The following is a 25,578-nucleotide window of genomic DNA, read 5'->3' as shown; positions in this document are numbered from 1 at the left end:
CTAACAATGGGAGAATTGAATGCCCGCTATGTGCCAGAAGCGGACGCTGAAGCCGTAATACCATCTTTGCATGATGTAACAGATGACGGTATGTGCATATTTTTCGTAAGGTAAACAGAATCTGATCAGGAATTTATTAACCAGTAAGGATAACTGCCTATGCTAACCCCCACACTTACAACAGATCGGTTGCTTTTAAAACCATTAGTCGCCGAAGATGCTAAGCAGATCCAGACGCTTTATCCCCGCTGGGAAATAGTCTGCTATATGGTGGCATCGGTCCCCTGGCCTTATCCAGAGAATGGTGCAGAAAATTACGTCAATAACGTTGCTCTGCCTGACATGGCGAAAGGAATTGCATGGTTCTGGACTATCAGAAATCGTGAGATACCAGATAAAGTTATGGGCTTGATCTGTCTTTACGATGAAGAAGATAACAATCGTGGATTCTGGCTCGCACCGGAATATCAGGGTCAGGGCTATATGCGTGAGGCTAGTATTGCGGCTACAGATTACTGGTTCAATGTGTTGAATAAACCGGTGTTACGCGCACCTAAAGCAGCCCTTAACCGCCGCTCTCAGCGTATTTCGGTCACTAGCGGAATGCGGCTTATCAAAACTGTCAAGAAGGAGTATGTCAGCGGCCTTCTGGATTCTGAGCTTTGGGAAATCACCCGCGATGAGTGGAATGCTCTAAGAGTTCAATGATACCGGTAATACAAAGTCCGCTTTCCGCTCATTACGCACGGTAAGCAGGCTGCTGAGGCTAACCCTGCCTTTCGCCATCAGACCCTGGCCGTCAGGCCCGGAACGCTTAGCGGTTCGGCAGAGCTTAGCGGCACTGCCGGTTAGCGCAGTGGAGCTCGACGACCCGGCAACGCCGGGGAGCTGAAGGGGGCCATGTTCCGGCAGTTGGTTGTTTGAGAAGCTACCGCGAACTATTAACCGGCCGCACACTGAACGCTCTCACAGCATTACTGTTTTGCAGCCGAACGATATTGAGCAGTTTCCTTAGCTGTTAAGGTCTCGTCTGTAGCTGTTCTGGCAGTACCTCCTGAAATATCTGTATTTCAAAGGTTCGCTAAAGTTAGTTCAGAATCGTTAAATAATATCCATCAGAACATCCCTCTTAATAGTCAGCATAATTATACAGAAATGACATTTTCGCCTTTTTTCTTAAATTTATATACGCCACTTTTTTTTGTTGATAGAAAACCACTTTAATAAGAGTGTAATGTGTGTATGTTCATGAAAAGAGCAAACCATTAGCAGATTAATTATTAGCCTTAAATTTTATATACACTCAATGACCTGACAAAGAATTAACACCTCCGATGTCTCCGCTCAAATTCAAATGAAAACATCCTAAGACACCGATATACGTTTCATTACACTCCTGTGATTTTAATTTTTAATGAATTTACCTTTAATCAAAGGGCTCATTACTGACGGGATGGGCCGCGATTATCTCATGTATTTCTTACCTTTAAGGATGGATTATGAGACACAAAAAACTAACTCTTGCTTTAGGTCTTTTTGTTCTCTCTGCGGCGCGAATTTCTGTCGCCGCACCGTTAATTAACGAACCGCTTACTGACCTCCTCTCCCATACCTTCGTACTTATTAGCGATGCGAATGGTGGTGACGGCGGTGACGGCGGCTCTGGAGCCAATTCTCCAGGTGGCCCGGGCGGAGATGGCGGTAATAACAGCGGCAGCGGTAACGGGAACGACAACGGTAATGGTAACGGCACTGGCAACGGCTCAGCTAACGGCAATGGTTCCGGCGGTGGTGACGGCGGTGATGGTGGTGGTGACGGCGGCGGTGCGTAATCAGGCTGTTAAATCTTACTAAAAATGGTCGCCTCCGGAAGGCGGCTATTAATTAAAGGATGGAACTTTTATGTCAAAGCTGCTCAACACTCTGATTCTCATACCGCTTTCGGCAGGACTTCTTTTTTCCCTTCCAGTCTTCAGTCAGACACTGCCGCAGGGCGCTATCCAGCTGTCTGACTGTGAAAGTCAGAATGGACAGAATGGGAACGCCACTTCACCCAACGGAGAAAATGGTAAAAATGGCGTACCAGGCACCGGTTGTCTGAACGGAGGTAATGGCGGTAACGGTTCTGCTGCAGGTGGTAACGGCGGAAATGGGGGGAACGGCGCAGGCGCCGGGACTGAAACCCGTCACAAGCACCATAAACATCATAAAAGTACACCCGGTAGCGCCAATGGTGGAAACGGTGGTGATGGCGGATCAACAGATAACGCCCCCGGCGGGGCTGGCGGTGATGGAGGTAACAATGACCCGTCACAACATCTGTAAACGATGCCGAACCTTACTACGGTGCTCCACTCTGCTGCTGGCGGTTTTAACACATTACGGTTATGCATCTTCGGCATACCCGAGCCCATTTTCTGCTTCTTTATCATTGATTTCGGATGGTGGAAACGGCGGTGACGGTGGTGATGGTGGCGACGATGGCGGTGATGGAAACGGGGGAGACGGAGGGAATGCCGGTTCTGGCAGCAACGGAGATGGCGGCGACGGCGGTAATGGGGGGGAAAACGGCGGAAATGGTGGAAACGGAGGTAATGGTGACGGATCAGGTAATGGCGGAAACGGCGGCGATGCCGCTCCAGGCGGCGTCGGCGGTCAGGGTGGCAGCGGCGGGAGTCAGGGAGGACATGATGGTTCTCCCGGGATGAGCGGAACCAGGGCATCTAAGTAATTATCCGTATGCTGTTAACGCGGTCTGCCGGAGATTGATTACTCCGGCGGCCTCATGCCTGCAGACTAAACAGACAGTACAACAATGCTGATACGTCGTGCTGCAGGACCTGAACTGCAAAAGCTGATGGAGTTGCCAGCTCAGGCAAATGCCAAACCTCCCTAAAAAACACCGGATTGTGCCAGCCTGAGCAATGGCAGCTTATCCGGCACCATCCAGCGTTCCAGTTCGTGCATCATCCCTGTCGATTCCTTTGACTGAAAACCGGCCTCTGCCCCGAGTCGCCATAATGGCTGTCCAGCCATTTCCCATGTACACCTGGCTACCAGGGAAATTCTGGAATTTTGGCGTGTTAAAAGCTGATACTGCATTATGTTTCGAATGCCTTTTTGCGTCAGATTACCTACCAGTCTGCAAAAATTACCACTGTCCGCTACAAGGCCGAGGCGCACGTTTAGCACCTTGTTAAACGTGCGCGATGAGCCACAGAGACACCTCGGATGAGATCCGCACTGAATTAACCTTTCACATTTTTTTTTAATGTCCAAATGATCACTTAAAGATTAATCAGGTAGCCTGAAACGTTAGTCAGAAATATCCTTAGCGACAAACAGATTTAAATGGCAAAAGGGCTGATATGAAATCGATGAATCTGCACAACATCTACCGTTCTGCAAATGAGAATACCGTTGCGATATGGGGAGAAAATGCAGGCATTGGCGATATCAGGCAAGGGAACTACTACGATCCGGTAAAATTCGCTCTCGCAGCAGGCATACAGCCGTCTCTATCCTCTGATGTCACACGTCTGCTGTGTGAACTGCAGCAACTCACCAGAGATGATCCACTAGCCGATGTTCTGCCAGCAGACGGTTTTCATTTTACCTTTTTACCTCTGACCCTGCCGCTCTATCACGAAAACGCGTCGTTGCCCGAAAAGGTGGATCAGCTGACGGCTATCTGGACCGGACTTGATGCGAAGAAAATCGTTATCAGGAATCTCCGGCTCGTTGCGTTGCCCGGTCAGTTGTTGCTCGCAGGGATCCCTGAAAGTCCTGCCGTAGCCATGCGCCAGTCATTCTGCGAAAAAGTGCTCGATTCTGACTGGAAACATGAGCTGCTGATGCGTCATTCCGGCAGCCCTTTACCGGCCCCCTTCTGGCACAGCACCCTGCTGCGCTACAACGCGGCTTTTTTACCCGTGACCTTACGTCGCTATTTTCTGGAACGTCAGACCGTTGATTTTGGGGATGTCGCCGGAGAACTGACGCTGGCAAAGATCAACTACAACTGGACAAAATGTTACCCGTTACGGATTAACTGATGCGATGCGATTCCCTGTCAGAAACGATTTTTGTCCTGCGTTTACATGAGCGTCGCATGCGTTCAGGTCCGTTTCTCTCTCAAACCCTCCGTCAGCAGACTAAATCAGGAACTTTCTGTTTTCCAGGCTGTTCCCGTAAACTACAGGACGCAGGTTTTACTCCATGCATCCGAAAATAGGATGATAAGGCCTGCCAGGCAGAGCCGTTTATCGTATCCATTATTGTCTGTGAATACTCCTCCATTTTGTTCTCGCAAAGATGGCCCACGGTTTAAGACACTATCCGCTTCTCACACCAGGAAATAACATGCTTTTGGCAAATGTACGTTTTACTGAAATCCTGACTCTATCGTCACTCCAGTCATGAATCGTCAACTGTTTGTTTCTCTGGATGGGCCGAAGGGCGCTGGCAAGACCACATTGCTGGAAGCCATCACGCAAGTGCTGAGGGCAGACAACATGAAAGTGATCCGACTCAGCGAGAGAAAGAGCGATCCTTTCAGGGCAGAATCCATGGCGCTGGTTAACCGGCTTGCCAGAGATCCCTCAGCAGATCTGGAAGGGGAAATCTGTCAGCGTTTTGCTGTCAGCCGTGCCTGGATTTCACAGAACGTACTGGCTAAACAGCCGCAAAACAGCGTTATCCTGATGGATCGCTGGTATCCATCAGATGCCGCGTTTCGACGGATGATTCCTTTTACAGAGGTTCTGCAGCTAAACCGTGAGCACAACGTCCGCACGCCAGATCTGCATGTCGGGGTGGTCACTGCGCCGGAAATTTCCTGGGAAAGAGCCGCAGCACGATCGCGTGGCCTGGGAAGTACGGTAATTCACCGCCTGGAAGAACATATCGCCTGCACCCGCGCGTTTGAGCAGGAAGTTGCCAGCAACGGCTGGTTTTTATGTCACAATGAAGGGAGCATTCAAGAGGCAACGTTACAGGTGGTGGCTGAAATTCACAGCGTGATTTTTCGGTCCTGAAGAGCAAATCTGTGGGCGCGTTATCCTCTCCTCTCGGCAAATCCGTGCACACCGGGTTGTGCAGAAAAAAACACTTTATTTTACTTGTCTGAAATCAAGATTAGTCAGATTACCGCTGGCACAGACATCCCGCTTTCCCCTATAAAATTGCTTTATTTTTCATATAAGGCATAGGGAATTGCGCTACGCATCGATACCATTCAATCATAATCAACCGGGCTGGCCTGCGGGTGAGCACAGTTTTCCGCCACAGCCTGCGTTGCAGGGCGATATCACTGCAGACTGGGTCATCGTCGGGGCAGGATTTGCAGGCGTCGCCTTTGCGCGCCGCCTTGCAGACATTAATCCGAACCTGAAAATCATTATCGTCGAAGCTCATAGCACACAGCAAAGCGCATCGGCACGTAATTCCGGCTTCGTTATCGGCCTGCCGCATAATATTGGCAGCTCAACTGCCGAATTAAAGAAGGCAAACGCATACCGGAATTTGCTTCAGGAAGGCATTCGTCAGCTGGAGCAGGTTATTTCCCAGCATCATCTTCAGTGCGACTGGGAACAGGTCGGTAAATATCACTGTCAGGCTGAACGTGGTAACGACGCTATTTTAAAGGAATATGCCAGCCATCTCGATCTGATGAACGAGCCGTGGCAGATGTCAGACAGTGAGGAGCTGTACGATAAACTCGGTACGCGCTTTTACAGCAAAGGGATTTATACACCGGGCTGCGTGCTGGTTAATCCAGCACAGCTGATTGCTGGCCTGAAAGCGTGTTTACCTGAGAATGTTCAGCGCTTCGATAACACACCCGTGCTGGGGATCTGTTACGGCAGCACGGCTGAAGTGCTGACACCTTTTGGGGTGATTAAATCGCCAAAAGTGATGCTGGCCACCAATGCACTATCACCAGAGCTGCGTCCGGGACTTTCGCGTCAGGCTGCCATGGCTACCTTCGCCAGCATCACCGATCCATTGACGGACGAACAACTGGCTACCCTGCCCCCCATGCAGAGCTGGGGACTCACGCCGGTTAACGCCATTGCCGGAGCGACCTTTCGTTTTACCTCAGATCGCCGTTTCCTGATTCGCCAGCATGTCATACCCGCGCTCAGGGGGCAGGTAAATGCGGCCCGGACTTATGAGGCGACCCAGCTGCATGAGCACTTATTTAAGAAAGTCTATCCAACGCTGGGCAGTGTGAAGATAACCCATACCTGGTCTGGCACCATCAGCGTCACGCGTAACGGCGCGCCGGAATGGGGTATGCTGAACAAATTTATTTGCACGGCGTGCGGCTGTAACGGCGCAGGCATTTCAAAGCAGACCGTGGCAGGCACGCTGCTGGCGGATTTCATGATGAAACAGGATAACCCGCATATTGCAGATATGCTGTCGCTGGGCAAAGCCAATATCATGCCACCCTCGCCAGCGCTGGATATCGGCATTAAATTGTCGCTGATGAAAGAGCGGTATCTGGGCCGTAAAGAGGTTTGATTGTCAGAAAGAGTAACCATAAAAGACGTTCCGGCATTTATTACTGAAGTGGTGATTGATGACATGCATGATGGCGCGACTTTATTAATCGCTTTCTGCAAAAGAAGCGCAATAAAGAACATATGATCAATTTTCCTGCTCACGCCAGTGTGTGCAGGATGTTTATTCCTGCACTGGTAGTTTATAAACTTGCACGTTTACATATTGCGCCAGGAAGTATCATAAGTCCCAGTTCCAGGCCAAAACCCCCGAATATGGGTTAACGCGCGACGTATCCAGCTTTTTACCGTGCCTTCGGGCTGTCTCATGGAAAGTGCGATCTCACTCTGTGACAGGCCACGATAATAGGCGAGCAAAAGGCTTTGTCGCTGTTCTGACGGTAACTGCGCCATACAGTGCTGAAGGCGGCGCGCTTCAGCAGGACTTTCGTCAGATAGATGTGAACGCTGAAAACCCGCTTCAGCTTCGCTAATTTCCTCAATCGAACAGCATCTGTTCTCGTGTTTGCGCAGAAAATCGATCGCTCTGTTTCTTGCTATGTGACTGAGCCAGATCAGCGGTTGACTGCGCTTGTGGTCGTAGTCGTTTGCCGACTGCCAGATTTGAATAAAGGTGTCGTGAAGGATCTCTTCTGCCCAGTCGCGCCGTCTGACCATACGCAGAATAATGCCGTAAAGCCGGGGAGAGAGGACATGATAGAGCTGCGCCAGCGCAGATTTATCGCCGCAGGCAATCTGGTTCATTAAGTCAGCCTGAATTTGAGGCACAGTTTTTGTCATCGGCTTCCCTGTTAAAGATGTAGCCACAGTATCAGTGGCTACACAGTATAAGTAACGCTTTACGGCATCAGCACGGTATCGATAACGTCGATGACGCCGTTACTCTGATTCACATCATAAGTGGTAATGTTAGCGACATTGCCCTGAGCATCTTTAAGCTGAATGTTGTGCGGGCCGTTTGCCATCACCCGCAGGGATGCGCCATTTACCGTTTTCAGCTCCGCTTTGCCTCCACCCGCTTTGATTTTTTTCTCCAGTGCTTTCATGTCCCGTTTTCCTGCGACCACGTGATAGGTCAGAACGCTGGTGAGCTTCTGTTTGCTCTCTGGCTTAAGCAGAGAGTCGACGGTGCCCTGCGGCAATTTTGCAAAGGCGGCATTGGTCGGCGCGAAAACGGTAAATGGCCCCTTCCCTTCAAGTGTAGGACCCAGACCGGCGGCCTTAACCGCCGCGACCAGCGTGGTGTGATCTTTCGAGTTAACAGCATTCTCAACAATATTTTTTGACGGGTACATGGCAGCGCCACCAACCATGACCGTATCGCTGTCCATGGATGCGGAATAGGTTGCACCGCTGAAAACTAATGCAGAAAAAAGCAGAGTTGGCAGGAATGGTTTCATTTTCACTTCCCTCATTGAGTTTGCAGACAGGGCCGATGTGCCCTCATCTGTTAATACGAATGAGTGAAGAAAACGGATGCAAAAAATTTTAATTATTTTCTTGCGGCATCACCGGATTATTTTTGTTGTGCCGGAATGCGGGCAATCACCTTGATTTCAAAATCAAATCCCGCCAGCCAGGTGACCCCCACCGCGGTCCAGTTAGGGTAAGGCGGTTGCGGAAAAATGGACTGCTTCACCTGCATGATGGTTTCAAACTGGTTCTCCGGATCAGTGTGGAACGTGGTGACATCGACCAGGTCGTCAAAAGTGCAGCCTGCTGCAGCGAGTGTTGCCGCCAGATTTTCAAACGCCCGTTCAACCTGAGCAGGAAAATCGGGTTCGGGCGTGCCGTCAGCACGGCTGCCCACCTGACCGGAGACAAACAGCAGATCGCCTGATCGGATGGCAGCAGAATAACCATGCTGCTGATAAAGGGCATGGCGGTCAGCGGGAAAAACAGTTTCGCGCGTAATCATAGTGGTTCCTTTCATAACGCCAGTCGGCAAAGCAGGATGCGGCGTACACAGGAATGATTTAATATACGCGGCGTATGTCATATTAATCACACATACGCTGCGTATGTCAAATGATATACGAGCCGTATGTGAAAGGAGATCTCATGGCCGCTAAACGTCGCGCTGAAACAATGGAAGAGAACCGTGCAAAGCTGATTGCAGCGGCGCGCACCGCATTTGCTGAAAAAGGGTTTGCGGCAGCATCAATGGATGAACTGACGTCCAGCGTTGGCCTGACCCGTGGTGCGCTTTACCATAATTTCGGCGATAAAAAAGGGCTGCTGGCAGCGGTCGTGGCACAGGTTGATGGTGAGATGGCGCAGCGGGCTAAAGCAGCCGCATCTGGCGTGGCAGATGAGTGGGAGAAGCTGGTGGCAGAAGGCATTGCCTATATTCAGTTAGCCATGGAGGCCGAAGTGCAGCGTATTGTGCTGCGCGATGGCCCGGCGTTTCTGGGCGATCCCGCGCATTGGCCCAGCCAGAACAGCTGTCTGGCAGCCACGCGCGAAACGATTGTGAAGCTGATCGAAAGCGGAACGATCAAGCCGGTAGACGCCGATGCCGCCGCGCATCTGCTGAACAGCGCAGCGCTGAATGCCGCACTCTGGGTCGGCTCCAGCCGTGACCCGGAAAAGGCACTGCCGAAGATGATCGAGGTGTTTATCCAGCTGACGGGCGGCCTGCGCCAGAGTGATTAATCCTGAACATGGCTTCAAACAATAGCCATCAGTGCTGAAGCCAGATTGCATCATCCCGGTTGCTTTAGCCTGCATTGCGCTCAAAGTGGCTGTTCACAAAGGAACGACAGCGCGGCGAGATCGGATCGAGGAACACCTGTTCCGGTGAGCCCGACTCCTCAATCATCCCCTGATGCAGAAACACCGCTTTGTTCGATACGTCACGCGCAAAGCCCATTTCATGAGTCACGATAATCATGGTGCGCCCTTCTTCTGCCAGACTGCGGATCACCCGCAGTACTTCACCCACCAGCTCCGGATCCAGCGCAGAGGTCGGCTCATCAAACAGGATCGCTTTCGGCTGCTGCGCCAGCGCCCGGGCAATCGCCACGCGCTGCTGCTGTCCGCCGGAAAGCTGCGACGGCCAGGCGTCGCGTTTTGCATAGAGTCCCACTTTATGGAGCAGCGCTTCTGCTTCTTCAATTGCCTCTTTATGGCTGCGCTTCTGCACATGAACCGGTGCTTCAATGATGTTCTGCATCACCGTTTTATGCGGCCACAGGTTGAAGCTCTGAAATACAAAGCCGAGCTGCATTCGCATCAGCTTGATGCGACGGCGCTGCTCGCGGCTCAGTTTTTCGTCGGCGTTATCCAGCGTGACGTTCACCTCGCCGACCGCAATTTCGCCTGCCTGTGGCACTTCAAGAAACGGAATGCAGCGTAGCAGCGTACTTTTGCCTGAGCCGCTGGCACCGATCAGCGAAATCACATCGCCATCCTGCGCAGTCAGGCTGATGTCGTGCAGCACTTCGTGTCCCGCATAACTCTTTCTGAGATGACTCAGCATGATGGTGGGTGCGGTCATGAGCGTGCTCCAAAATAGTAAGGTGATAAGCGTCGTTCCAGCATCGATACGCCTTTGCTGACCAGCATGGTGAGTATCAGATAGATCACCGCTGCGCTCAGGAACACCTCCAGCGCCCGGAAAGTGGAAGAGACTATCGAGTCGGCAATGCCAGTCATCTCCATCAGGCTGATAGTGCTGACCAGCGACGTCGCTTTGATCATCGAGATGATCTCATTGCTGTAAGCCGGCAATGCCTGCCGAATCGCAATCGGTAAAGTGATGCGAGTAAAGATTTTATACGACGACATGCCCGAGACTTTAGCGGCCTCCAGCGACTGCTGACTGACGGCACGCAGCCCGCCGCGCAGGATCTCCGAGGTGTAGGCGGCATCATTCAGAATCAGCGCCAGCAAGCCGCACCAGTAGGGATCGCGCAGCAGCGGCCAGAACAGGCTTTCCCGCACCGCCGGTAAACTGCCAAGACCGTAATAGACCATAAAGATCTGTATCAGCAGCGGCGTACCACGAAACAGCCAGACGTAGAAGCGACAGAAAACGCTGCCGACACGCGTCATGCGCAGCAGGTTAAGCAGCAGCGCCAGCACGCCGCCGCCAGACAGTGAGAGCAGCGCCAGGTTGATGGTCAGCGGCAATCCTTTCAGCAGCGCCAGCAGCGTCTGCTGTAAAAACATGATATCCACGTGGACTCCTTATCCCTTCACGCGCTGTTGACCGCGCATCGCAAACTTTTCCACGTAGCGGAAAACCATATCGGAACAGGTGGTGATAATCAGGTAGATCACCGCACCCACGCTGTAGAAGAAAAAGGACATCTGGGTGGAGTTGGCTGCGGTGGAGACCTGGTTCATCGTTTCCACCAGTCCGGTGACCGAGACCAGCGCCGACTCTTTGATCACCGATTGCCACTGGTTGCCCATGCCGGGCAGCGCAGTGCGTAACGCCTGCGGCACGATAATGCGGCGAAACATCATCAGCCGCCCCATGCCGGTCACGGTCGCCGCTTCCAGCGTTCCGCCGGGAATGGCGTAGAAGGCGCCACGGAATACCCCGCTCTGATAGGCACCAGAGATCAGCCCGATGGCAATCGCGCCCGCCACAAAGCCGTTCACATCGAACGGTCCCTGGAAGCCCAGCGCGGTGCCCACGGTGGAGACCACCTGTCGTCCACCGAAGTAGAAGAGGTAGATCACCAGCAGTTCCGGCACGCCGCGAAACAGTGTGATATAGCCTGCCGCCAGTCGCTGCTGCCAGCGCGAACCGGCAATCTGTATCCAGCAGAGCACGCTGCCCAGCAACGCACCCAGCAGCCAGGCGCATATCGATACGCTGACGGTAACGGCGGCGGCATTAAGCAGCACGCCACCCCAGCCCTCATCCCCGAAGCCCAGTATCTGCCAGTCAATATTCATCAGCATCAGCGGTTACGCTTTCGGCGCGACATCTTCGCCAAACCATTTGATCGACAGTTTGCTCAGCGTCCCATCTTTGATCATGGCGTCCAGCGCCTGATTCAGCACCTGCTGCAGCTCACTGTTGCCTTTACGCAGACCAATCGCCGAGCCTGCGCCCAGCACGCCACCGGAGAAGCCATAGCCGCTGCTGCTGATCGACTCAGCATGTTTTTTCACAAAGGCGTTGAGGTTGGTACGAGACGCCATGACGGCATCCACCCGGCCATTCATCAGGTCGGCGAAGGTTTCAGGACCCGCCTGATAGGTGCGGATAGTGGCAACATCGCCCAGGTATTTTTGAAGGAAATCCGCCTGAATGGTGGCGACCTGCACCGCAATGGTTTTGCCTTTGAACGTGGTTTTCAGATCGTCGATTGCTTTTTTCATGCCGGCGTCATCATTCGCCGTCACAATCGTGCCGCTGCCTGGCAGCGTGGCCAGCGGGCTTTTTTTCGCAGTCACAAAGCTGGAGACGCTGACGGTGTACTGATGGGTAAAATCGATCGCTTCAGCACGTTTTGGCGTTACGGTCACCGCATCGATCACCGCATCATATTTACCGTCGATAAGACCTGGGATCATGCCCGACCATTTCTGGGCGATGATTTCATATTTAAAGCCAGCACGTTTAGCCAGTTCCGCCACCATATCCGGCTCATAGCCGACGATTTTGCCGCTCGGTGTGGTCTGGTTGAACGGAGGATAAGCCGCTTCAGTCGCAAACTTCAGGGTGCCGAAATCTTTCGCCTGGCTGAACGCGGAAGTGGCGAGCAGCGCGACGGTCAGAGAAGCCGTGAACAGGCGGTTACGCATCATCATATAAACCTCATTTATTTATTATTAAGAGAGTAAATCAATTGCAAGGCGGGTCAGCGCCTGCGTCCCGGCGGTAATGCTGCGTTCGTCCGGCTGATAGTCGGAGTTATGCAGGTGATCGTCACGGCCCGGCGTGGCCGATCCAATATGAATCTGGCAGCCCGGTACCCGTTCCGTGAACAGTGAAAAATCTTCGGCACCAAAGCTGGCGCTGGGCTGCGCAATGATGGGCTTATCAAACTGATGCGACAGAATCTGTTCCAGTGAATCGATCAAACGATCGTCATTCATCAGAGGCGGCACGCCGCGCTGGAAGTTAACCTCCACCCGTACGTTTTGCGCCAGCGCCACCCCTTCGCACATCCGTTTAAACGAGGCTTCCATAGCAGCGCGTACTTCCGGCGACTTAGTCCGGATGGTGCCCTGAAACAGGCAGCTATCGGGAATGATATTGTGGGTGGTACCACCCTGAATGTGCCCGATGGTTAGTACGGCGGAGTAAGCGGGATCGCGTTCACGTGAGATGAGGGTCTGTAGCTGGCTGATGAGATGCACGGTCGCGATAATCGGATCGGTGCCCATGTGAGGACGTGCCGCGTGGGTCGATACGCCATGTACCGTAACGTCGAATTCATCACTGGAGGCGGTGCTGGCCCCGCGCGTCAGGGCGACGTCCCCCGCAGCCAGTTCAGGCTTGTTATGCAGGGTCACGGCCCAGTCGATGCCATCTGCCGCGCCGTCCGCAATCATCGCCTCAGCGCCACTTTCTGGCGTCTCCTCCGCGGGCTGGAATATCAGCCGGACCCGGCCTTTGAGCTGCTGACGATAGTGCGGCAGGATCGTTGCCACACCCAGCATCGTTGCGGTGTGAATATCATGCCCACAGGCATGCATTTTTCCGGGATAGCGGCTGGCAAACGGTAAACCGGTCTGCTCATGGATTGGCAACGCGTCCATGTCGGCGCGCAACAGCAGCGTCTTACCCGGCTCTGCGCCGTCGATATCCACCACAACACCGCTGCGACCAACGCCGGTGCGGGGATTGAGTCCCAGCGCCTGCAGATACTCTGTGACCAGGCTGGCGGTACGCAGCGTATCAAAGCCTAATTCCGGATGCGCATGGATATCACGTCGAATCGCCACTAACTGCGATTCAAGTTCATTAACTCTGGCTTTTATTTCCCCGGCCAGTCGTGCTTTTTCCTGATTCATAGCAGCCCCGGCAATATGCGATCGGCACTTTGCTGCCGACCGCTATTTTAATCTTATCCTGATGGCGGACGTTGATGACCGTTTATTTATTCACAGCACGCGACAGAAAGCAACGCGCAACAGCCTGCTCTACATGCTTAAAAATCAATAAGATAGTGTTATTTATTGGAAACCTGTATGAGATAACAGCGGATCAGCAATAATATTAATAATCCGCCACACGACATTACTTTCCCTACTGTCACTGAGGTGATATTGCGCTTTTATCCGGAGAGGGAACAAAGAAGTCTGCCAGTATTTCCGCTAATTTCTCGGGTTGTTCGTCGGGAATAAAATGGCCGCAGTTGAGAACAGTTTCACTGCTTACCTGATGCGCTACGGTGCGCAGCGGGGTGGCCATATCGGGTATCGATCCCTGGTCGGCACTGACAGCCAGCAGCGGTAAAGCCAGTTTGCCTGTTAACGCGCGCTGTCGATTCTGCTCTGCCGACTGTGCAAAAGCGCGGTAAAAAGCCAGTCCGGCCCGCAAGGCTCCGGGCTGCTGAAAAACGCGCAGATATTCACGACGGGCTGCCGCATCGATGCGATGTGGATTAGCTGACTTACGGTTAAAAAACCAGTCCAGGTAGATCGCCTCTCTGCCAGTGATCAGCGCTTCCGGTAAATCATCCACACAGTGAAATCCAAAATGCCAGGTTTTCCAGGCGCTATCACCCACCATTGGCAGTAAGTCAGGCAGTGTGATGCCGGGAATGCCGCCATCCAGCAGCGCGAGACGCCTGACCTTTTCGGGATGGCCTGCCGCCAGTGACCAGGCGACCCACGCCCCGATATCATGCCCGGCCAGATGAAAGCGTTCGATACCCAGCTGGTCCAGCAGCGCCAGTATGCGCTCTGCCACGCTGTCAGTGTCGTAACCACTGGCTGGAAAGTCAGAATCACCCTGCCCTGGCAGGTCGGGTGCGATCACGTGAAAGCGGCTGGCAAGCAAGGGAATAACCTCCCGCCAGGCATAACTGCTTTGCGGGAAACCCGCGAGCAAAACCACAGCCTCAGCGTGTTCACTGCCTGCGCTGAGGTAGTGCAGCCGCTGCGCGTCAATATTAATGAAGTGGTGCTGGTAGAGTGGATATACGTGCATAAAACCTCCGGAAAATAAGGAAACGATCACTTCCTTAATGAATAAAAAATTTAGTCGAGTAATTTCAGCGCCAGGGGGATGATGCTTGCATCGGGCCGGGTCGCAGCAACTTTACCGGCTACCCGCATCCCCAGCACGATGCAAAGCATTAACGAAGCGGTGGCCTCTCTGTCCAGTGCGGGATTGATCGAACCATCCTGCTGACCCAGGCTGATTATCTGCTGCAGATTCTGCTGGTTGCGTATTAGCGCCGCGCTGACGGCTCCGGCAAGTTCCTCATCCAGAGTTTGCAGCTCCACGGCGCTGACAGCGACCAGACAGCCGCGCTCACCTTCGACATCGCGCACTGAATCCACATAAAAATTGAGTAGCGCCGCCAGTTTCTCACGGCCATTTTCACATTGCGCCAGCCGCGCGGCTAAACTGCTGTTACGCTTTGAGAGATAGCGAGCAAAGACGCTTGCAAACAGCGTGCGCTTGTCGGTAAAAGCTTTATAGATGCTGCCGGTAGTGAGTTGCATTGCCTGGCCCAAATCGCCTATCGAGGTGGCGTGATAGCCCTTTTGCCGGAATACCAGCATTGCGCTGTCCAGTGCCGCATCGGTATCAAACGCCCGCGGTCGTCCCCGCTCTTTAAAACGGTTATCGTTCATCGCAAACACCATTAGAGAATGATCATTTCCTTTAAGATAGACTGATTTGTCCCGCAATGAAAATCTTTTTCCCAGCAGCTAAACAATGCATTATGACGCTGATACGCATTTCATAACCTTTCTCCAGCCCCTCCCCCCTCTGACCTGACGCAAGGCACTGAAGCTTAAGCCTCATCTATACTGCAGCTTATCTTTGCTGAAGGAGCCCAATCATGGGAATGAGCTGGTTCACCCTCTGGCCGCCACTGGCACGCGTGCTGTTTATCCTCGCCTGTCTGACCATTATTCTCACCGGCCTTTATCTGGCAGCACCGCTGATCAATCAGGTTCTGCTGGCGATGTTACTGGCCATCATGCTTGATCCCCTGATTACCCGGCTGGAAAACAAACGCATACCGCGCATCGTCTCGTCACTACTGATGATTATGCTGATGCTGTTGATCATGGTGGTCACTATCCTCAAGTTAACCGTGCTGACCCCCGATTTGATGCAGCTCAGCCGCCAGGCGCCCGTGCTGCTGGCGGCCCGGCTTGAACAGCTGACGCTGGCCTTTGCCCGGCTCGATATCGGTATGACGCCCGACCAGTTGCTGACCTTTGTGGATGCGGGGGCAATAGTGCGCATCGTCACTGCATTTCTGACGCAAATTCCCGGCGTCATCTCCTGGTGGATCATGGTGTTCCTGATGCTGCTGTTCATGCTCTATGAGATGCCGCTGCTGAAAGCGGCGCTTCAGCAGCGGGTCAGCGGAAAAAATCAGGCCTTTTATCTGGCGCTGCAGGAGGGAATTGAGAGCGTTATTGTTTATGCCAGGGTGAAAACATTGACCAGTATTCTTGGCGGGATCATCGTGGGTTTAGGTGCACACCTGATCGGACTGAAGTTTGCCTTTTTCTGGGGCGTGTTAATGTTTATTTTTAACTACGTGCCGGTGCTGGGTTCTTTCCTGGCCGCAATTCCGCCAGTGATCCAGAGCTACATCATGTTTGATTTACAGGTTGCGCTGGCGGTCTCAGGCTTCTTTATGGTGCTGAACCTCTGCCTGAGTTCGGTGATTGAACCTCTGCTGATTGGTAAACGACTCAATCTGGCGCTCACCACACAGCTGCTGGCGTTTCTCTTCTGGCAGGCATTACTGGGGATTACGGGCGGGATACTGGCTATTCCTCTGACCTATCTGATTAAGAAGGTCCTGCTGGCGAGCAATCCGCAGCAGGACCCGGAGTCAGAGTTAACTCAGTGACGCCGTCTTCACCCGCCATGCGCGGGTGAGGCGTTTCTCAATCTCAACCACAATGAAGATCGCGATGCTGACAATTAGCGAAATCAGCCAGTAGTTAATTGGCAGTGGGCGCGTACCAAACAGCGTATTCATTAATGGCACATAGATAATGATCGCCTGAAGAACAATCAGTACCAGCGTCACCAGCCAGATTCCGCGGTTTTTCAGCAGACCGCGATCCAGTGAGAAGCCATCAGAATTACGGCAGTTAAGCATGTAAGCCCACTGCGCGGTGACCAGCATCTGCAGGAGGACGGTGCGGATAAACTCAGCGCTGTAGCCGCGCGGTTGCAGCCAGGCCTCCAGCACAAAGGCACTGATGGAGATTAGCAGGCCGACAAACACCACGCGCCAGATAGCATAAGCATTCATTACATGCGCTTTCACATTACGCGGTGGCCGGCGCATCGCATTGGCTTCAGCAGGTTCAAACGCCAGACCAAACGACAGCGTGGCCGACGTCGCCATGTTCATCCACAGGATCTGTACCGGAGTCAACGGCAGCAGATTGCCCATCAGAATCGCGATAATAATCAGCAGGCCCTGCGCCAGGTTTGTTGGCATGATAAACAGAATGGTTTTCCTGAGGTTGTCGTAAACGCGACGTCCTTCTTTCACCGCCGCAGCGATAGTGGCGAAGTTATCGTCGGCCAGAATCATATCGGCCGCCTCTTTTGTCACCTCGGTGCCTTTGATGCCCATCGCAATGCCGACGTTGGCCTGTTTCAGCGCCGGTGCGTCATTCACACCGTCGCCGGTCATGCCGACGATCTCACCGCTCGCTTCCAGCGCTTTCACCAGACGCAGTTTATGTTCCGGGCTGGTTCGGGCGAAGATGTCATAGGTTTTTGCGGCGTCGGCCAGTTCGGCATCGCTCATGTGTTCAAGCTGGTAGCCGGTGATGGCGGCCTGACTGTTGCCAATACCCAGCATCTGACCAATCGCCATCGCGGTTTCCTGATGGTCGCCGGTGATCATTTTGACGCGAATACCCGCTTTCTGACACTCGTCGATGGCGGCAATCGCTTCCGGGCGTGGGGGATCCATCATGCAGGCAAGACCCAGCAGCACCATGTCACTTTTCAGATCGGCATGGTCCAGCGCGGTAACGGGTGCAGATGTTCGCTTCCAGGCGGCGGCTACGGTGCGCAGCCCTTCGCTGGCGTAAGTGGTGATGGCGGCATCCCAGTAAGCGCGATCAATCGGCTCGGCGCCCTCCGGTGTTTGCTGCTGCTGACACAGCGTCAGCAGTACATCTGGCGCACCGGTCAGCAGCACATAAGATTCGCCGCTGGCAACACAACTGACCGCCATATATTTATAGAGGGAATCGAACGGCAGCTTGCTCACCACCTCAACCGGCTGAGGTGTCGTCTGGCCCTTCGCCGCCAGCACCTTCAGCGCGCCTTCAGTCGGGCCGCCAACAATCGTCCAGTGACCCTGACTTTCCTGACGCAGCTGGCTTTCATTACAGGTGTCTACCGCATGCAGGAACTGCTGAAACAGCGGATCCTGGGCCGCAGAGAGTCCACTTGCGTCGCCCTGCTCAGCAACAATCTCCCCTTTGGGTTCATAGCTGTTTCCGCTGACGCGCCAGCGGCTCTTCGCCAGCACTACGGCTTTCACCGTCATCTCATTCATGGTGAGCGTGCCGGTTTTATCGGAACAGATCACGGACATCGCGCCCAGTGTTTCGACAGTCGGCAGCTTACGGATAATCGCTTTAGTGCGCGCCATCGACTGCACGCCCAGCGACAGGATGATGGAGATGATAGCGGGAAGACCTTCCGGCACGGCCGCAACCGCCAGGCTGATCACGGAAAGAGACAGCTCACCCAATGGAATGTCACGCAGCAGGTAACCGAAGATAAACAGAGCGACCATCATCAGCAGGATGATGAAAAAGATCGCTTTACCCAGTTTGTCAATCTGCACCAGCAGCGGGGTTTTAGCCTCTTTTATGCCGCTGATCATTTCGTTGATATGGCCCAGTTCCGTGTCACCCCCACTGGCGATGACCACACCTGAGGCGGTGCCGGAACTGACTGTGGTGCCCGAAAACGCCAGATTCAGACGGTCCCCCAGCGATTTTTCACCGCTCAGCGTGTCGATTTTCTTCGACACCACCGTTGATTCGCCGGTAAGTATCGCCTCTTCAACCCGCAGGTTATTAACTTCAAACAGTCTCAGGTCAGCCGGGATTTTGTCGCCGGGTCGTAACATCACCACGTCACCGACCACAATATCGCGTGTTGCGACGGTGACCTGTTTGCCGTCCCGCACCAGCATCGCTTCACTGGCGAGCATGTTCTGAATGCTTTTCAGCGATTTCTCGGCATTGCTCTCCTGAATAAAGCCGATTAGGGCATTGATAACGGCCACGCCGATAATGACAAAGGTATCAACCCAGTGGCCCATAAGCGCGGTGATCACCGCTGCGGCCAGCAGAATATAAATCAGCACATCTTTAAAATGGGCGATAAATTTGAGCAGCGCTGATTTATCCGCTTTTTGCGGCAGCGCGTTTGGCCCCTGTTTATGCAGACGTTCCTGTGCGTCAGCAGTCGATAATCCTGCTGGAGAGCTTTGCAGGTCAGAAAATATCTCGACTACACTACGCTGATACCAGGGGCGCTCAGATAAAGCTAACGCTTTATCCTGCTTATCATTATTTAGCATATATAAACCTCGTGCCATTTAGCGATGAATTAAAGGCGCAATTAAAAGACATGCATTTTGCGGGGAGCCGCTCCCGCCGGTAATGACCGATATCATATTTAGGTAAGAAACGTCTGATGAATAACATAAAATGGCTAAATTAAATCTAACCTATATTATGAGAATAACAACGTTGTTTTTGTTTAGGTAAGGTTTAAGTATGCTGATGCAGTGTGCTTCGGCTTGTACTCTGGCTCGCAAAAGGAAACTCTGATGAAAAAACAGAGCATTATCATGCTTTGCGGTTTCGTTATTCTCGCGGTCACCGCAACCACATTAGTCGGCTTACTGACCTGGCTGGTGGTCTCTCATATGGCAGCGTAACCCGATCCAGGCGAAGCGGCCCTGCCGTCTCGTTAAAATAAGATTACGAATATTAAAAAATATTTTTATCCCGGTGGCGATAAGCACCAGGCTAATGACGCCTTAACGCTTATTAAACCGCAGTGAAATAGCTGATGTTAAGGCGAATAAAATGATTAAACGCAAGGTTATTCCTGTTTTTCTCTGTTGCTTATTTATGACAGCGTGCGATGAAAAAAAAGAACCGGACGCGCCACCACCCCGCGTAATAAAAGTTTTTACCCTTGAGCCGGACATTGCGCAGAATATTCGGGTATTTCCTGCCCGTATTCAGGCTGGAGATAATACCGACCTGGCTTTCAAAAGGGCGGGCCAGCTGGTACAGCTCGACATCCGTGACGGAATGCCCGTGAAAGCGGGTCAAATTATTGCCACCCTGAACGACACGGATGCGACACTACGGGTGCGCGATCGTCAGACCGCGCTACAGCTGGCGGAGCGGCAATTTCAGCGCTTTAACACGCTGGCCCAGCGCAGCGCCGTTTCAAAATCGGAAATGGATGTGCAGCGTGCTAACCGTGATGCCGCCGCTACCGCACTGAAAATCGCGCAGGAAGAGTTACAGTTCCTGACCCTGCGCGCGCCGTTTGATGGGGTGATTGCCAGAGTACAGGCGCGTAATCATCAGGTCGTAGCCGCCGGACAGCCGATTGCGCTGCTGACCCGGGCCGATCTGCTCGATGTTATCTTCACGCTGCCTGAAACCCTCTTTACCAGCCTGGACATCCAGAATATTCACTATCAGCCGGAGGTGCAGTTTAACGCCCTGCCAGGCCGCTTTTTCAACGCGCAATATAAAGAGCACACCAGCCAGACCGACGCTGCCACGCTGACGTACCAGGTGGTGCTGACCATGCTGCGTCCCGATGATCTGCCTGGCGTTGCCGGCCTTAGCGGCTCAGTGCGCGTTAAGCTGCATAACCTGCCGAATGCCCCAGCGCAGCCGCGGCTGGTGGTACCGGCGGCTGCGGTGTTCAATCCCGATCGCAGCCCCACTAATCAGCCGCACGTCTGGCTGGTTGAGCAGGATGGCGAGGCTCTGCGCATTAAAGATCGCCCCGTCGAAGTAGGTCGTCTTACCGCGCAGGGCATTGAAATTATCAGCGGGCTGCAGCCGGGCGACCGCATTGTTGCTGCCGGTGTGGGTGAGCTGCGTGACGGTGAAGCGGTGCGCATCTGGCAGCGTGAGCGGGGGTTATAATGCGTATTCAGGAGCACTTTCTTGATAAACCCATTCGCATCTGGATGGTTATTCTGCTGCTGGGCGTGGGCGGCATTTATGCCCTGCTGAACATTGGCCGCCTTGAGGATCCGCTGTTTACCATCAAGTCGGCGGTGATTGTCACCCACTATCCTGGCGCGTCAGCCCAGCAGGTCGAAGAAGAGGTGACCCTGCCGCTGGAGAATGCGCTGCAGCGCCTGCCATCACTGGACAATGTCACGTCTATTTCAGGCAACGGCTTGTCGCAGATTACCGTCAATATCCACACCCGCTATCTTGCCGATCAGCTGCCGCAAATCTGGGATGAGCTACGTCGCCGCGTCGGCGATGCGGCCCGGCAGTTTCCTCCAGGCGTGCAGGCTCCACTGGTGAACGACGACTTCGGCGATGTGTATGGCTATTTCTTCGTTATCCACGGCAAAGACTTTACGAACAGCGAACTGCGTAACTATGCCGATCAGCTGCGGCGCGATCTCGTACTGGTGCCGGGCGTGGCGAAAGTCGCGGTAGCGGGCGTTGAGCAGGAGGAGGTCCGCATTGCCCTTTCCGCCAGCAAAATGACCGCCTATGGTATGACGCCGCAGCGCATCGCCGATCTGCTGAACCGGAATAACAGTGTTGCCAGTGCCGGCACGCTGCGGGTCGATAGCGAATCCATCCGTTTTCACCCTACCGGCGAGCTAAAGACACTCGACGACCTGGCGAATCTGCCCATTCTGCCTGCGGGCAGCGCGCAGAACGTGCATCTGCGCGATATCGCCACCCTGACACGTGGCGTGACCGATAACCCGGCCAATATCTACTTTGCCGATGGTGAAGCGGCACTGGCAATCGGCATTTCGTTTGCGCCTGGCGTCAACGTGATTGATGTTGGCGACGCGCTCTCCGCCCGGATAGCGCACTATCAGCAGGATACCCCCGCCGGGATCAGCCTGAAGGTGTTCTACAATCAGGCGCACGAGGTGAAACAGTCTGTTGATGGCTTTATCCTCAACTTTCTGATGGCGTTGGCAATTGTAGTGGGAACGCTGCTGCTGTTTATGGGCCTGCGCAGCGGCATGGTGATTGCCGCATCACTGGCACTTAACGTGCTCGGCACACTACTGATCATGTACCTGTTTAAACTGGAACTGCAGCGGGTATCGCTGGGCGCGCTGATTATTTCGCTCAGCATGCTGGTGGATAATGCCATCGTCGTCGTCGAAGGGGTGAAGATCGATCATCAGCGCGGACATCCTTTACAGCAGGCGATTTCCCGCATGGTACGCCGTACAGCCCTGCCCCTGCTGGGTGCCACGATTATCGCGATACTTGCCTTCGCACCGATTGGCCTGTCGCAGGACTCAACCGGCGAATATTGTAAATCGCTGTTCCAGGTGCTGCTGATTTCGCTGATGCTGAGCTGGGTAACCGCGCTGACACTGACCCCGGTATTTATTAACTGGAGCGAGAAACGTCGTGGCGCAGCGAAGCCCGCCAAAACTGACCTCTCCGATCCTTACCAGGGCATCGTTTTTCGGCTCTACCGCCAGGCGCTGGGCGGCCTTTTGCGTTTTCGCTTGATCACGCTGGCGACGATGATCGCGCTGCTGGCACTGTCGCTGTATGGCTTTACTCTGGTGAAGCAGAACTTTTTCCCCTCATCCAGCACGCCGGTCTTTTTTACCGATCTCTGGCTGCCCTATGGCACCGATATTCACTACACCGCAGATACTGCGGGGGAAATAGCCCGGTTTATTAATCAGGATCCGGCTGTTACGGCAACGGTGACTACAGTGGGTCAGGGTGCACTGCGTTTTACCCTGACCTATGACGCGGCGCGCCAGTACAGCAACTTCGCACAGATTATGGTGCGGGTTAAGGATGCCCGGCAGCTGGATGCACTGGCGCTGAAGACCGAGCATTATATTCAGCAGAACTTCCCGCAGGTGAATCAGCGCATCAAGCGCATTCAGTTTGGCAGCGCCAGTGACAGCGCGATTGCCCTGAGAGTAACCGGCCCGGATCCGGAAGTGCTGCGTCACATCGGCAGCCAGCTGGATGCGATTTTTCTGGCGGATGGATCGACGTTCCCGGTACGTAATGACTGGCAGGAGCGCAGCAAAGTGATCCGCCCGGTCTATTCGGCACTGCGTGGTCAGGAGCTGGGCATTGATAAGCGCGATATCGATCAGGCGCTGAGAATGAATTTCAGCGGCGATGCCGTGGGCATTTTCCGGGACGGATCGCGGCTGATGCCGGTGATGCTCTATCCGGCTGATGAAGAGCGGCAGAGTGTTGATCACATCGAAAACATTCAGCTCTGGAGCGCTGCCCTGCAGCACTTTGTGCCGCTGAGCAATGTGATTTCTGACTTCCGGCTGGAGTGGGAGAACCCGCTGATTATGCGTCGTGACCGTACGCGCGTGATGACGGTGCAGACGGATCCCGATCCCGCCTCAGGCTTAACGTCCGCGCAGGTAGTAGCACGGGTTCAGCCGCAGATCGATCAGCTTAAACTCCCGGCGGGCTATCGACTGGATTGGGGTGGCGAACTTGAGAGCTCACGAGAAGCACAAAGTGGTCTGCTGAGTTCGCTGCCGGTAGGATTTCTGGCCATGTTCATCATTACCGTGCTGATGTTCAACTCGCTGCGTGACGCCGTCGCAATCTGGATCACCGTGCCGCTGGCGATGATTGGTGTGACCTGTGGCTTTTTGATCACCGGTATTCCCTTTGGCTTTATGGCGCTGATCGGGCTGCTCAGCCTGTCAGGGATGTTGCTCCGCAACGGGATCGTGCTGATTGAGGAGATCCGGCTGTTCCGGCAGGAGAAGCCGTTGCAGCTCGCGATTATTGATGCGGCGACGTCGCGCCTCCGCCCTATCCTGCTGACGGCCTTTACTACCGTACTGGGCCTGCTGCCGCTGTTGCGCGACGTTTTCTTCCAGAGCATGGCGGTGGTGATTATTTTTGGTCTGGGATTTGCAACGGTGCTGACCCTGCTGGTGCTGCCGGTGATCTATCGCTGCTTCCACGGACGGGAGGCGCACGGTGAATAAGACCGGGCTGGCAATGCTGAAGACGCTGGCCTGCATCACCGCCGTGTCGTTTTTCACGCTGTATCAGAGTTACGACAGCTACCATTACGACGTTAATCTGACGCTGAATGTGCTGAGTTTTATCTCGACCATTGCTACGCCGCTCTATTTTCTGCTGAGCGGCTATCTCGACGCGGGCGAGCTGCACACACCCGCATGGCAGCTTGGCAAAATTCGCCGCATTATGCTGATTTTTATCTTCTGGTTCAGCTTTTTCTGGTTTGCCGGGATGCACCACAAAGGCTACCTGATCCAGCCGTGGTTTGTGATTGCACTGATTGTCATTTACATCTCGCATCCGCTAATCGACTGGCTGATTCAGCGGCCTGGCGCAATGGCAGCAGGGATTTTATTGTTGCTGGTGCTGGCCTTTGCTTATGACCTGCTCGCCAGCCTCTATCCGGACCAGCGGGCCTTTTCGCTGCTGCCACAGTACCGAATCTGGACCTGAGTACTTTATTACCTTACGGGCCGACTGATGGCTGCGCCACGGGTGATGCAGTTACTGACATCACCCAGAGTCATAAAGGTGAGCCTTCTACTGCTGCCCGCGGTGTATCTCTTTACCTGGCTGTATGAGCGCTATTACTTTATCGCGCGCTTTCTGGCGACCCACAATGATGTGGTGCTGACCGGCTCACAGGTTTATCTGCTGGTGGTGCTGATCGTGATCAGCATTAACGCTATCCGGCTGCCGGATAAAGCCCAATGGCTGACCTCATTTCTGACCACACTCGGCAAGACCATGACCGGTGTTTATATCCTGCATTACCTGATTTTTGGTGTGCTGGCAGCCGCTATCCGCATTCAAACTCTGGGCGATAAACTGCTGGTCATCGCCCTGACGCTGATCATCTCGATGGCGCTGTCACTTCTGCTGTTGCGCATCCCCGGCGTCCGTAAGCTGATCAGCCTGTAGTCGCCGCGCGGCCCGCTCAGTTGCTGCACGGCGCGTAGCAATGAACTCAGCCATTTTCGCCCGTGCCTGCGCCACCTCCGCGGGCGGCGCGGTCTGCGGCGAGCCGGAGGAAAACGGTGGTTCGGGGTCATATTCCATCTGCAGCTGAACGGCTCTGGCGACGGCGTCTCCTGCGATTTCCGCCACCAGCGTCAGGGCAAAATCGATGCCGGAGGTGACGCCTGCGCCGCTGATACGGTTGCGGTCACGCACCACCCGCTGATTCACTGGCTCCGCGCCCAGCAAAGCTAGTTGATCGATGGAACTCCAGTGTGAGGTCGCTCGGTATCCTTTCAGCAATCCGGCAGCGCCCAGCACCAGCGAACCGGTACAGACCGAAGTGACCCATTGCGCCTGGTCAGCCTGCCGTCGCAGAAAATTCAGCGTTTCATCATCCGACATCAGGGCAATCTGTCCTGGCCCGCCCGGTACGCAGATCACATCCAGTAATGGACAATCGTCAAAGGTGGTAGTCGGTAATATCGACAGGCCGCGATCGGAGCGTACCGGCTGACGATTTTTCCAGATCAGATGGCACTCCACGCCGGGCGTGCGTGCAAATACCTCCCACGGGCCGGTTAAATCGAGCTGGGTAACATCAGGGAAAAGTAACAGACCAATCTGTAGCGGACGATTCATGCGTAAACTCCGG

The 25,578-nt window shown here is 53.9% G+C and carries 24 protein-coding genes and 1 pseudogene; 12 read left to right on the top strand and 13 right to left on the bottom strand.

Annotation, left to right across the window (positions count from 1 at the left end; genetic code table 11):
- The first annotated feature begins 159 nt into the window (after positions 1 to 159).
- The 4 genes from K6R05_RS19205 to K6R05_RS19190 all read left to right on the top strand — a co-directional run bounded on the left by K6R05_RS19205 (position 160) and on the right by K6R05_RS19190 (position 2,708).
- Positions 160 to 708 (top strand): GNAT family N-acetyltransferase, encoded by a 549-nt coding sequence (locus K6R05_RS19205; protein WP_161736109.1) that lies wholly within the window; start codon positions 160 to 162, stop codon positions 706 to 708.
- A 791-nt stretch (positions 709 to 1,499) separates the two neighbouring features.
- Positions 1,500 to 1,832 carry a hypothetical protein gene (locus K6R05_RS19200; protein WP_222925530.1) on the top strand — a complete coding sequence of 111 codons (333 nt, stop codon included), beginning with the start codon at positions 1,500 to 1,502 and terminating at the stop codon, positions 1,830 to 1,832.
- A gap of 70 nt (positions 1,833 to 1,902) precedes the next feature.
- The gene (locus K6R05_RS19195) at positions 1,903 to 2,325 is read left to right on the top strand and encodes a hypothetical protein (protein WP_202605045.1); all 423 of its coding nucleotides are present in this window, start codon (positions 1,903 to 1,905) and stop codon (positions 2,323 to 2,325) included.
- Between the two features lie 116 nt (positions 2,326 to 2,441).
- Complete coding sequence (locus tag K6R05_RS19190; protein ID WP_262390921.1) at positions 2,442 to 2,708, top strand: hypothetical protein; 267 nt, start codon at positions 2,442 to 2,444, stop codon at positions 2,706 to 2,708.
- 184 nt (positions 2,709 to 2,892) lie between these two features.
- Here K6R05_RS19190 and K6R05_RS19185 read toward each other — a convergent pair whose 3' ends face one another.
- Positions 2,893 to 3,036, bottom strand: a complete 144-nt coding sequence (locus K6R05_RS19185) for a hypothetical protein (protein ID WP_222925529.1) — start codon at positions 3,034 to 3,036, stop codon at positions 2,893 to 2,895.
- Positions 3,037 to 3,368: 332 nt separating this feature from the next.
- Between K6R05_RS19185 and K6R05_RS19180 the strand changes: the two genes are divergently transcribed.
- The 3 genes from K6R05_RS19180 (at position 3,369) to K6R05_RS19170 (ending at position 6,528) form a co-directional block, all read left to right on the top strand.
- Positions 3,369 to 4,055, top strand: a complete 687-nt coding sequence (locus K6R05_RS19180; RefSeq protein WP_222925528.1) for a hypothetical protein — start codon at positions 3,369 to 3,371, stop codon at positions 4,053 to 4,055.
- Between the two features lie 363 nt (positions 4,056 to 4,418).
- Positions 4,419 to 5,036: a dTMP kinase gene (locus K6R05_RS19175; protein ID WP_222925527.1), complete on the top strand. Its 618-nt coding sequence runs from the start codon at positions 4,419 to 4,421 to the stop codon at positions 5,034 to 5,036.
- A 178-nt stretch (positions 5,037 to 5,214) separates the two neighbouring features.
- A complete protein-coding gene (locus K6R05_RS19170; RefSeq protein WP_222925526.1) occupies positions 5,215 to 6,528 on the top strand; it encodes an NAD(P)/FAD-dependent oxidoreductase in 1,314 nt (437 codons plus the stop codon).
- 197 nt (positions 6,529 to 6,725) lie between these two features.
- Here K6R05_RS19170 and K6R05_RS19165 read toward each other — a convergent pair whose 3' ends face one another.
- From K6R05_RS19165 to K6R05_RS19155, 3 genes are all read right to left on the bottom strand, one after another.
- Positions 6,726 to 7,307, bottom strand: a complete 582-nt coding sequence (locus tag K6R05_RS19165) for an RNA polymerase sigma factor (RefSeq protein ID WP_222925525.1) — start codon at positions 7,305 to 7,307, stop codon at positions 6,726 to 6,728.
- 59 nt (positions 7,308 to 7,366) lie between these two features.
- Positions 7,367 to 7,927 carry a fasciclin domain-containing protein gene (locus K6R05_RS19160; protein WP_222925524.1) on the bottom strand — a complete coding sequence of 187 codons (561 nt, stop codon included), beginning with the start codon at positions 7,925 to 7,927 and terminating at the stop codon, positions 7,367 to 7,369.
- A 116-nt stretch (positions 7,928 to 8,043) separates the two neighbouring features.
- Positions 8,044 to 8,445 (bottom strand): RidA family protein, encoded by a 402-nt coding sequence (locus K6R05_RS19155; protein ID WP_161736101.1) that lies wholly within the window; start codon positions 8,443 to 8,445, stop codon positions 8,044 to 8,046.
- 143 nt (positions 8,446 to 8,588) lie between these two features.
- Between K6R05_RS19155 and K6R05_RS19150 the strand changes: the two genes are divergently transcribed.
- Positions 8,589 to 9,182, top strand: a complete 594-nt coding sequence (locus K6R05_RS19150) for a TetR/AcrR family transcriptional regulator (protein WP_161736100.1) — start codon at positions 8,589 to 8,591, stop codon at positions 9,180 to 9,182.
- Between the two features lie 64 nt (positions 9,183 to 9,246).
- Here K6R05_RS19150 and K6R05_RS19145 read toward each other — a convergent pair whose 3' ends face one another.
- From K6R05_RS19145 to K6R05_RS19115, 7 genes are all read right to left on the bottom strand, one after another.
- A complete protein-coding gene (locus tag K6R05_RS19145) occupies positions 9,247 to 10,026 on the bottom strand; it encodes an ABC transporter ATP-binding protein (protein ID WP_222925523.1) in 780 nt (259 codons plus the stop codon).
- Entirely contained in the window at positions 10,023 to 10,709 is a 687-nt protein-coding gene (locus tag K6R05_RS19140; RefSeq protein ID WP_161736099.1) for an ABC transporter permease, read from the bottom strand. Before K6R05_RS19140 ends, K6R05_RS19145 begins: the two co-directional genes overlap by 4 nt.
- Positions 10,710 to 10,718: 9 nt before the next feature.
- Positions 10,719 to 11,444: an ABC transporter permease gene (locus tag K6R05_RS19135; RefSeq protein WP_202605044.1), complete on the bottom strand. Its 726-nt coding sequence runs from the start codon at positions 11,442 to 11,444 to the stop codon at positions 10,719 to 10,721.
- Positions 11,445 to 11,450: 6 nt separating this feature from the next.
- Complete coding sequence (locus K6R05_RS19130; protein ID WP_222925522.1) at positions 11,451 to 12,299, bottom strand: ABC transporter substrate-binding protein; 849 nt, start codon at positions 12,297 to 12,299, stop codon at positions 11,451 to 11,453.
- 21 nt (positions 12,300 to 12,320) lie between these two features.
- A complete protein-coding gene (locus K6R05_RS19125; protein ID WP_222925521.1) occupies positions 12,321 to 13,508 on the bottom strand; it encodes a M20 metallopeptidase family protein in 1,188 nt (395 codons plus the stop codon).
- Positions 13,509 to 13,749: 241 nt separating this feature from the next.
- Complete coding sequence (locus K6R05_RS19120; RefSeq protein WP_222925520.1) at positions 13,750 to 14,649, bottom strand: alpha/beta fold hydrolase; 900 nt, start codon at positions 14,647 to 14,649, stop codon at positions 13,750 to 13,752.
- Between the two features lie 50 nt (positions 14,650 to 14,699).
- Positions 14,700 to 15,314, bottom strand: coding sequence for a TetR/AcrR family transcriptional regulator (locus K6R05_RS19115; RefSeq protein ID WP_222925519.1), 615 nt, complete (start codon positions 15,312 to 15,314; stop codon positions 14,700 to 14,702).
- 200 nt (positions 15,315 to 15,514) lie between these two features.
- Here K6R05_RS19115 and K6R05_RS19110 point away from each other — a divergent pair, with 200 nt between their 5' ends.
- Positions 15,515 to 16,546 (top strand): AI-2E family transporter, encoded by a 1,032-nt coding sequence (locus K6R05_RS19110; protein ID WP_222925518.1) that lies wholly within the window; start codon positions 15,515 to 15,517, stop codon positions 16,544 to 16,546.
- Here K6R05_RS19110 and K6R05_RS19105 read toward each other — a convergent pair.
- Entirely contained in the window at positions 16,535 to 19,264 is a 2,730-nt protein-coding gene (locus K6R05_RS19105) for a cation-transporting P-type ATPase (protein ID WP_222925517.1), read from the bottom strand. The two genes, K6R05_RS19110 and K6R05_RS19105, sit on opposite strands and share 12 nt — an antisense overlap.
- 514 nt (positions 19,265 to 19,778) lie before the next feature.
- Here K6R05_RS19105 and K6R05_RS19100 point away from each other — a divergent pair.
- The 3 genes and pseudogenes from K6R05_RS19100 (at position 19,779) to K6R05_RS19090 (ending at position 24,887) form a co-directional block, all read left to right on the top strand.
- Positions 19,779 to 20,867, top strand: a complete 1,089-nt coding sequence (locus tag K6R05_RS19100) for an efflux RND transporter periplasmic adaptor subunit (RefSeq protein WP_222925516.1) — start codon at positions 19,779 to 19,781, stop codon at positions 20,865 to 20,867.
- Entirely contained in the window at positions 20,867 to 23,929 is a 3,063-nt protein-coding gene (locus K6R05_RS19095) for an efflux RND transporter permease subunit (RefSeq protein WP_222925515.1), read from the top strand. Before K6R05_RS19100 ends, K6R05_RS19095 begins: the two co-directional genes overlap by 1 nt.
- A pseudogene (locus K6R05_RS19090) lies at positions 23,922 to 24,887 on the top strand (acyltransferase family protein). Before K6R05_RS19095 ends, K6R05_RS19090 begins: the two are co-directional and overlap by 8 nt.
- Here K6R05_RS19090 and K6R05_RS19085 read toward each other — a convergent pair.
- Positions 24,837 to 25,565, bottom strand: a complete 729-nt coding sequence (locus tag K6R05_RS19085) for a DJ-1/PfpI family protein (RefSeq protein WP_222925514.1) — start codon at positions 25,563 to 25,565, stop codon at positions 24,837 to 24,839. The pseudogene K6R05_RS19090 and the gene K6R05_RS19085 sit on opposite strands and share 51 nt — an antisense overlap.
- Positions 25,566 to 25,578 lie beyond the last annotated feature (13 nt).

The organism is Pantoea alfalfae, assembly GCF_019880205.1.
In the GTDB taxonomy this organism is placed as follows: domain Bacteria; phylum Pseudomonadota; class Gammaproteobacteria; order Enterobacterales; family Enterobacteriaceae; genus Pantoea; species Pantoea alfalfae.
The sequence above is the reverse complement of the archived record's forward strand: the minus strand, read 5'-3'. Positions and strand labels throughout refer to the sequence as shown.

Excerpts from the sequence above, each read along its gene's own strand:
- K6R05_RS19205 (WP_161736109.1), top strand. The coding sequence starts at position 160 with ATGCTAACCCCCACACTTACAACAGATCGGTTGCTTTTAAAACCATTA.
- K6R05_RS19200 (WP_222925530.1), top strand. The coding sequence starts at position 1,500 with ATGAGACACAAAAAACTAACTCTTGCTTTAGGTCTTTTTGTTCTCTCT.
- K6R05_RS19195 (WP_202605045.1), top strand. The coding sequence starts at position 1,903 with ATGTCAAAGCTGCTCAACACTCTGATTCTCATACCGCTTTCGGCAGGA.
- K6R05_RS19190 (WP_262390921.1), top strand. The coding sequence starts at position 2,442 with ATGGTGGAAACGGCGGTGACGGTGGTGATGGTGGCGACGATGGCGGTG.
- K6R05_RS19185 (WP_222925529.1), bottom strand. The coding sequence starts at position 3,036 with ATGGCTGGACAGCCATTATGGCGACTCGGGGCAGAGGCCGGTTTTCAG.
- K6R05_RS19180 (WP_222925528.1), top strand. The coding sequence starts at position 3,369 with ATGAAATCGATGAATCTGCACAACATCTACCGTTCTGCAAATGAGAAT.
- K6R05_RS19175 (WP_222925527.1), top strand. The coding sequence starts at position 4,419 with ATGAATCGTCAACTGTTTGTTTCTCTGGATGGGCCGAAGGGCGCTGGC.
- K6R05_RS19165 (WP_222925525.1), bottom strand. The coding sequence starts at position 7,307 with ATGACAAAAACTGTGCCTCAAATTCAGGCTGACTTAATGAACCAGATT.
- K6R05_RS19160 (WP_222925524.1), bottom strand. The coding sequence starts at position 7,927 with ATGAAACCATTCCTGCCAACTCTGCTTTTTTCTGCATTAGTTTTCAGC.
- K6R05_RS19155 (WP_161736101.1), bottom strand. The coding sequence starts at position 8,445 with ATGATTACGCGCGAAACTGTTTTTCCCGCTGACCGCCATGCCCTTTAT.
- K6R05_RS19150 (WP_161736100.1), top strand. The coding sequence starts at position 8,589 with ATGGCCGCTAAACGTCGCGCTGAAACAATGGAAGAGAACCGTGCAAAG.
- K6R05_RS19145 (WP_222925523.1), bottom strand. The coding sequence starts at position 10,026 with ATGACCGCACCCACCATCATGCTGAGTCATCTCAGAAAGAGTTATGCG.
- K6R05_RS19135 (WP_202605044.1), bottom strand. The coding sequence starts at position 11,444 with ATGCTGATGAATATTGACTGGCAGATACTGGGCTTCGGGGATGAGGGC.
- K6R05_RS19130 (WP_222925522.1), bottom strand. The coding sequence starts at position 12,299 with ATGATGATGCGTAACCGCCTGTTCACGGCTTCTCTGACCGTCGCGCTG.
- K6R05_RS19125 (WP_222925521.1), bottom strand. The coding sequence starts at position 13,508 with ATGAATCAGGAAAAAGCACGACTGGCCGGGGAAATAAAAGCCAGAGTT.
- K6R05_RS19120 (WP_222925520.1), bottom strand. The coding sequence starts at position 14,649 with ATGCACGTATATCCACTCTACCAGCACCACTTCATTAATATTGACGCG.
- K6R05_RS19115 (WP_222925519.1), bottom strand. The coding sequence starts at position 15,314 with ATGGTGTTTGCGATGAACGATAACCGTTTTAAAGAGCGGGGACGACCG.
- K6R05_RS19110 (WP_222925518.1), top strand. The coding sequence starts at position 15,515 with ATGGGAATGAGCTGGTTCACCCTCTGGCCGCCACTGGCACGCGTGCTG.
- K6R05_RS19105 (WP_222925517.1), bottom strand. The coding sequence starts at position 19,264 with ATGCTAAATAATGATAAGCAGGATAAAGCGTTAGCTTTATCTGAGCGC.
- K6R05_RS19100 (WP_222925516.1), top strand. The coding sequence starts at position 19,779 with ATGATTAAACGCAAGGTTATTCCTGTTTTTCTCTGTTGCTTATTTATG.
- K6R05_RS19095 (WP_222925515.1), top strand. The coding sequence starts at position 20,867 with ATGCGTATTCAGGAGCACTTTCTTGATAAACCCATTCGCATCTGGATG.
- K6R05_RS19085 (WP_222925514.1), bottom strand. The coding sequence starts at position 25,565 with ATGAATCGTCCGCTACAGATTGGTCTGTTACTTTTCCCTGATGTTACC.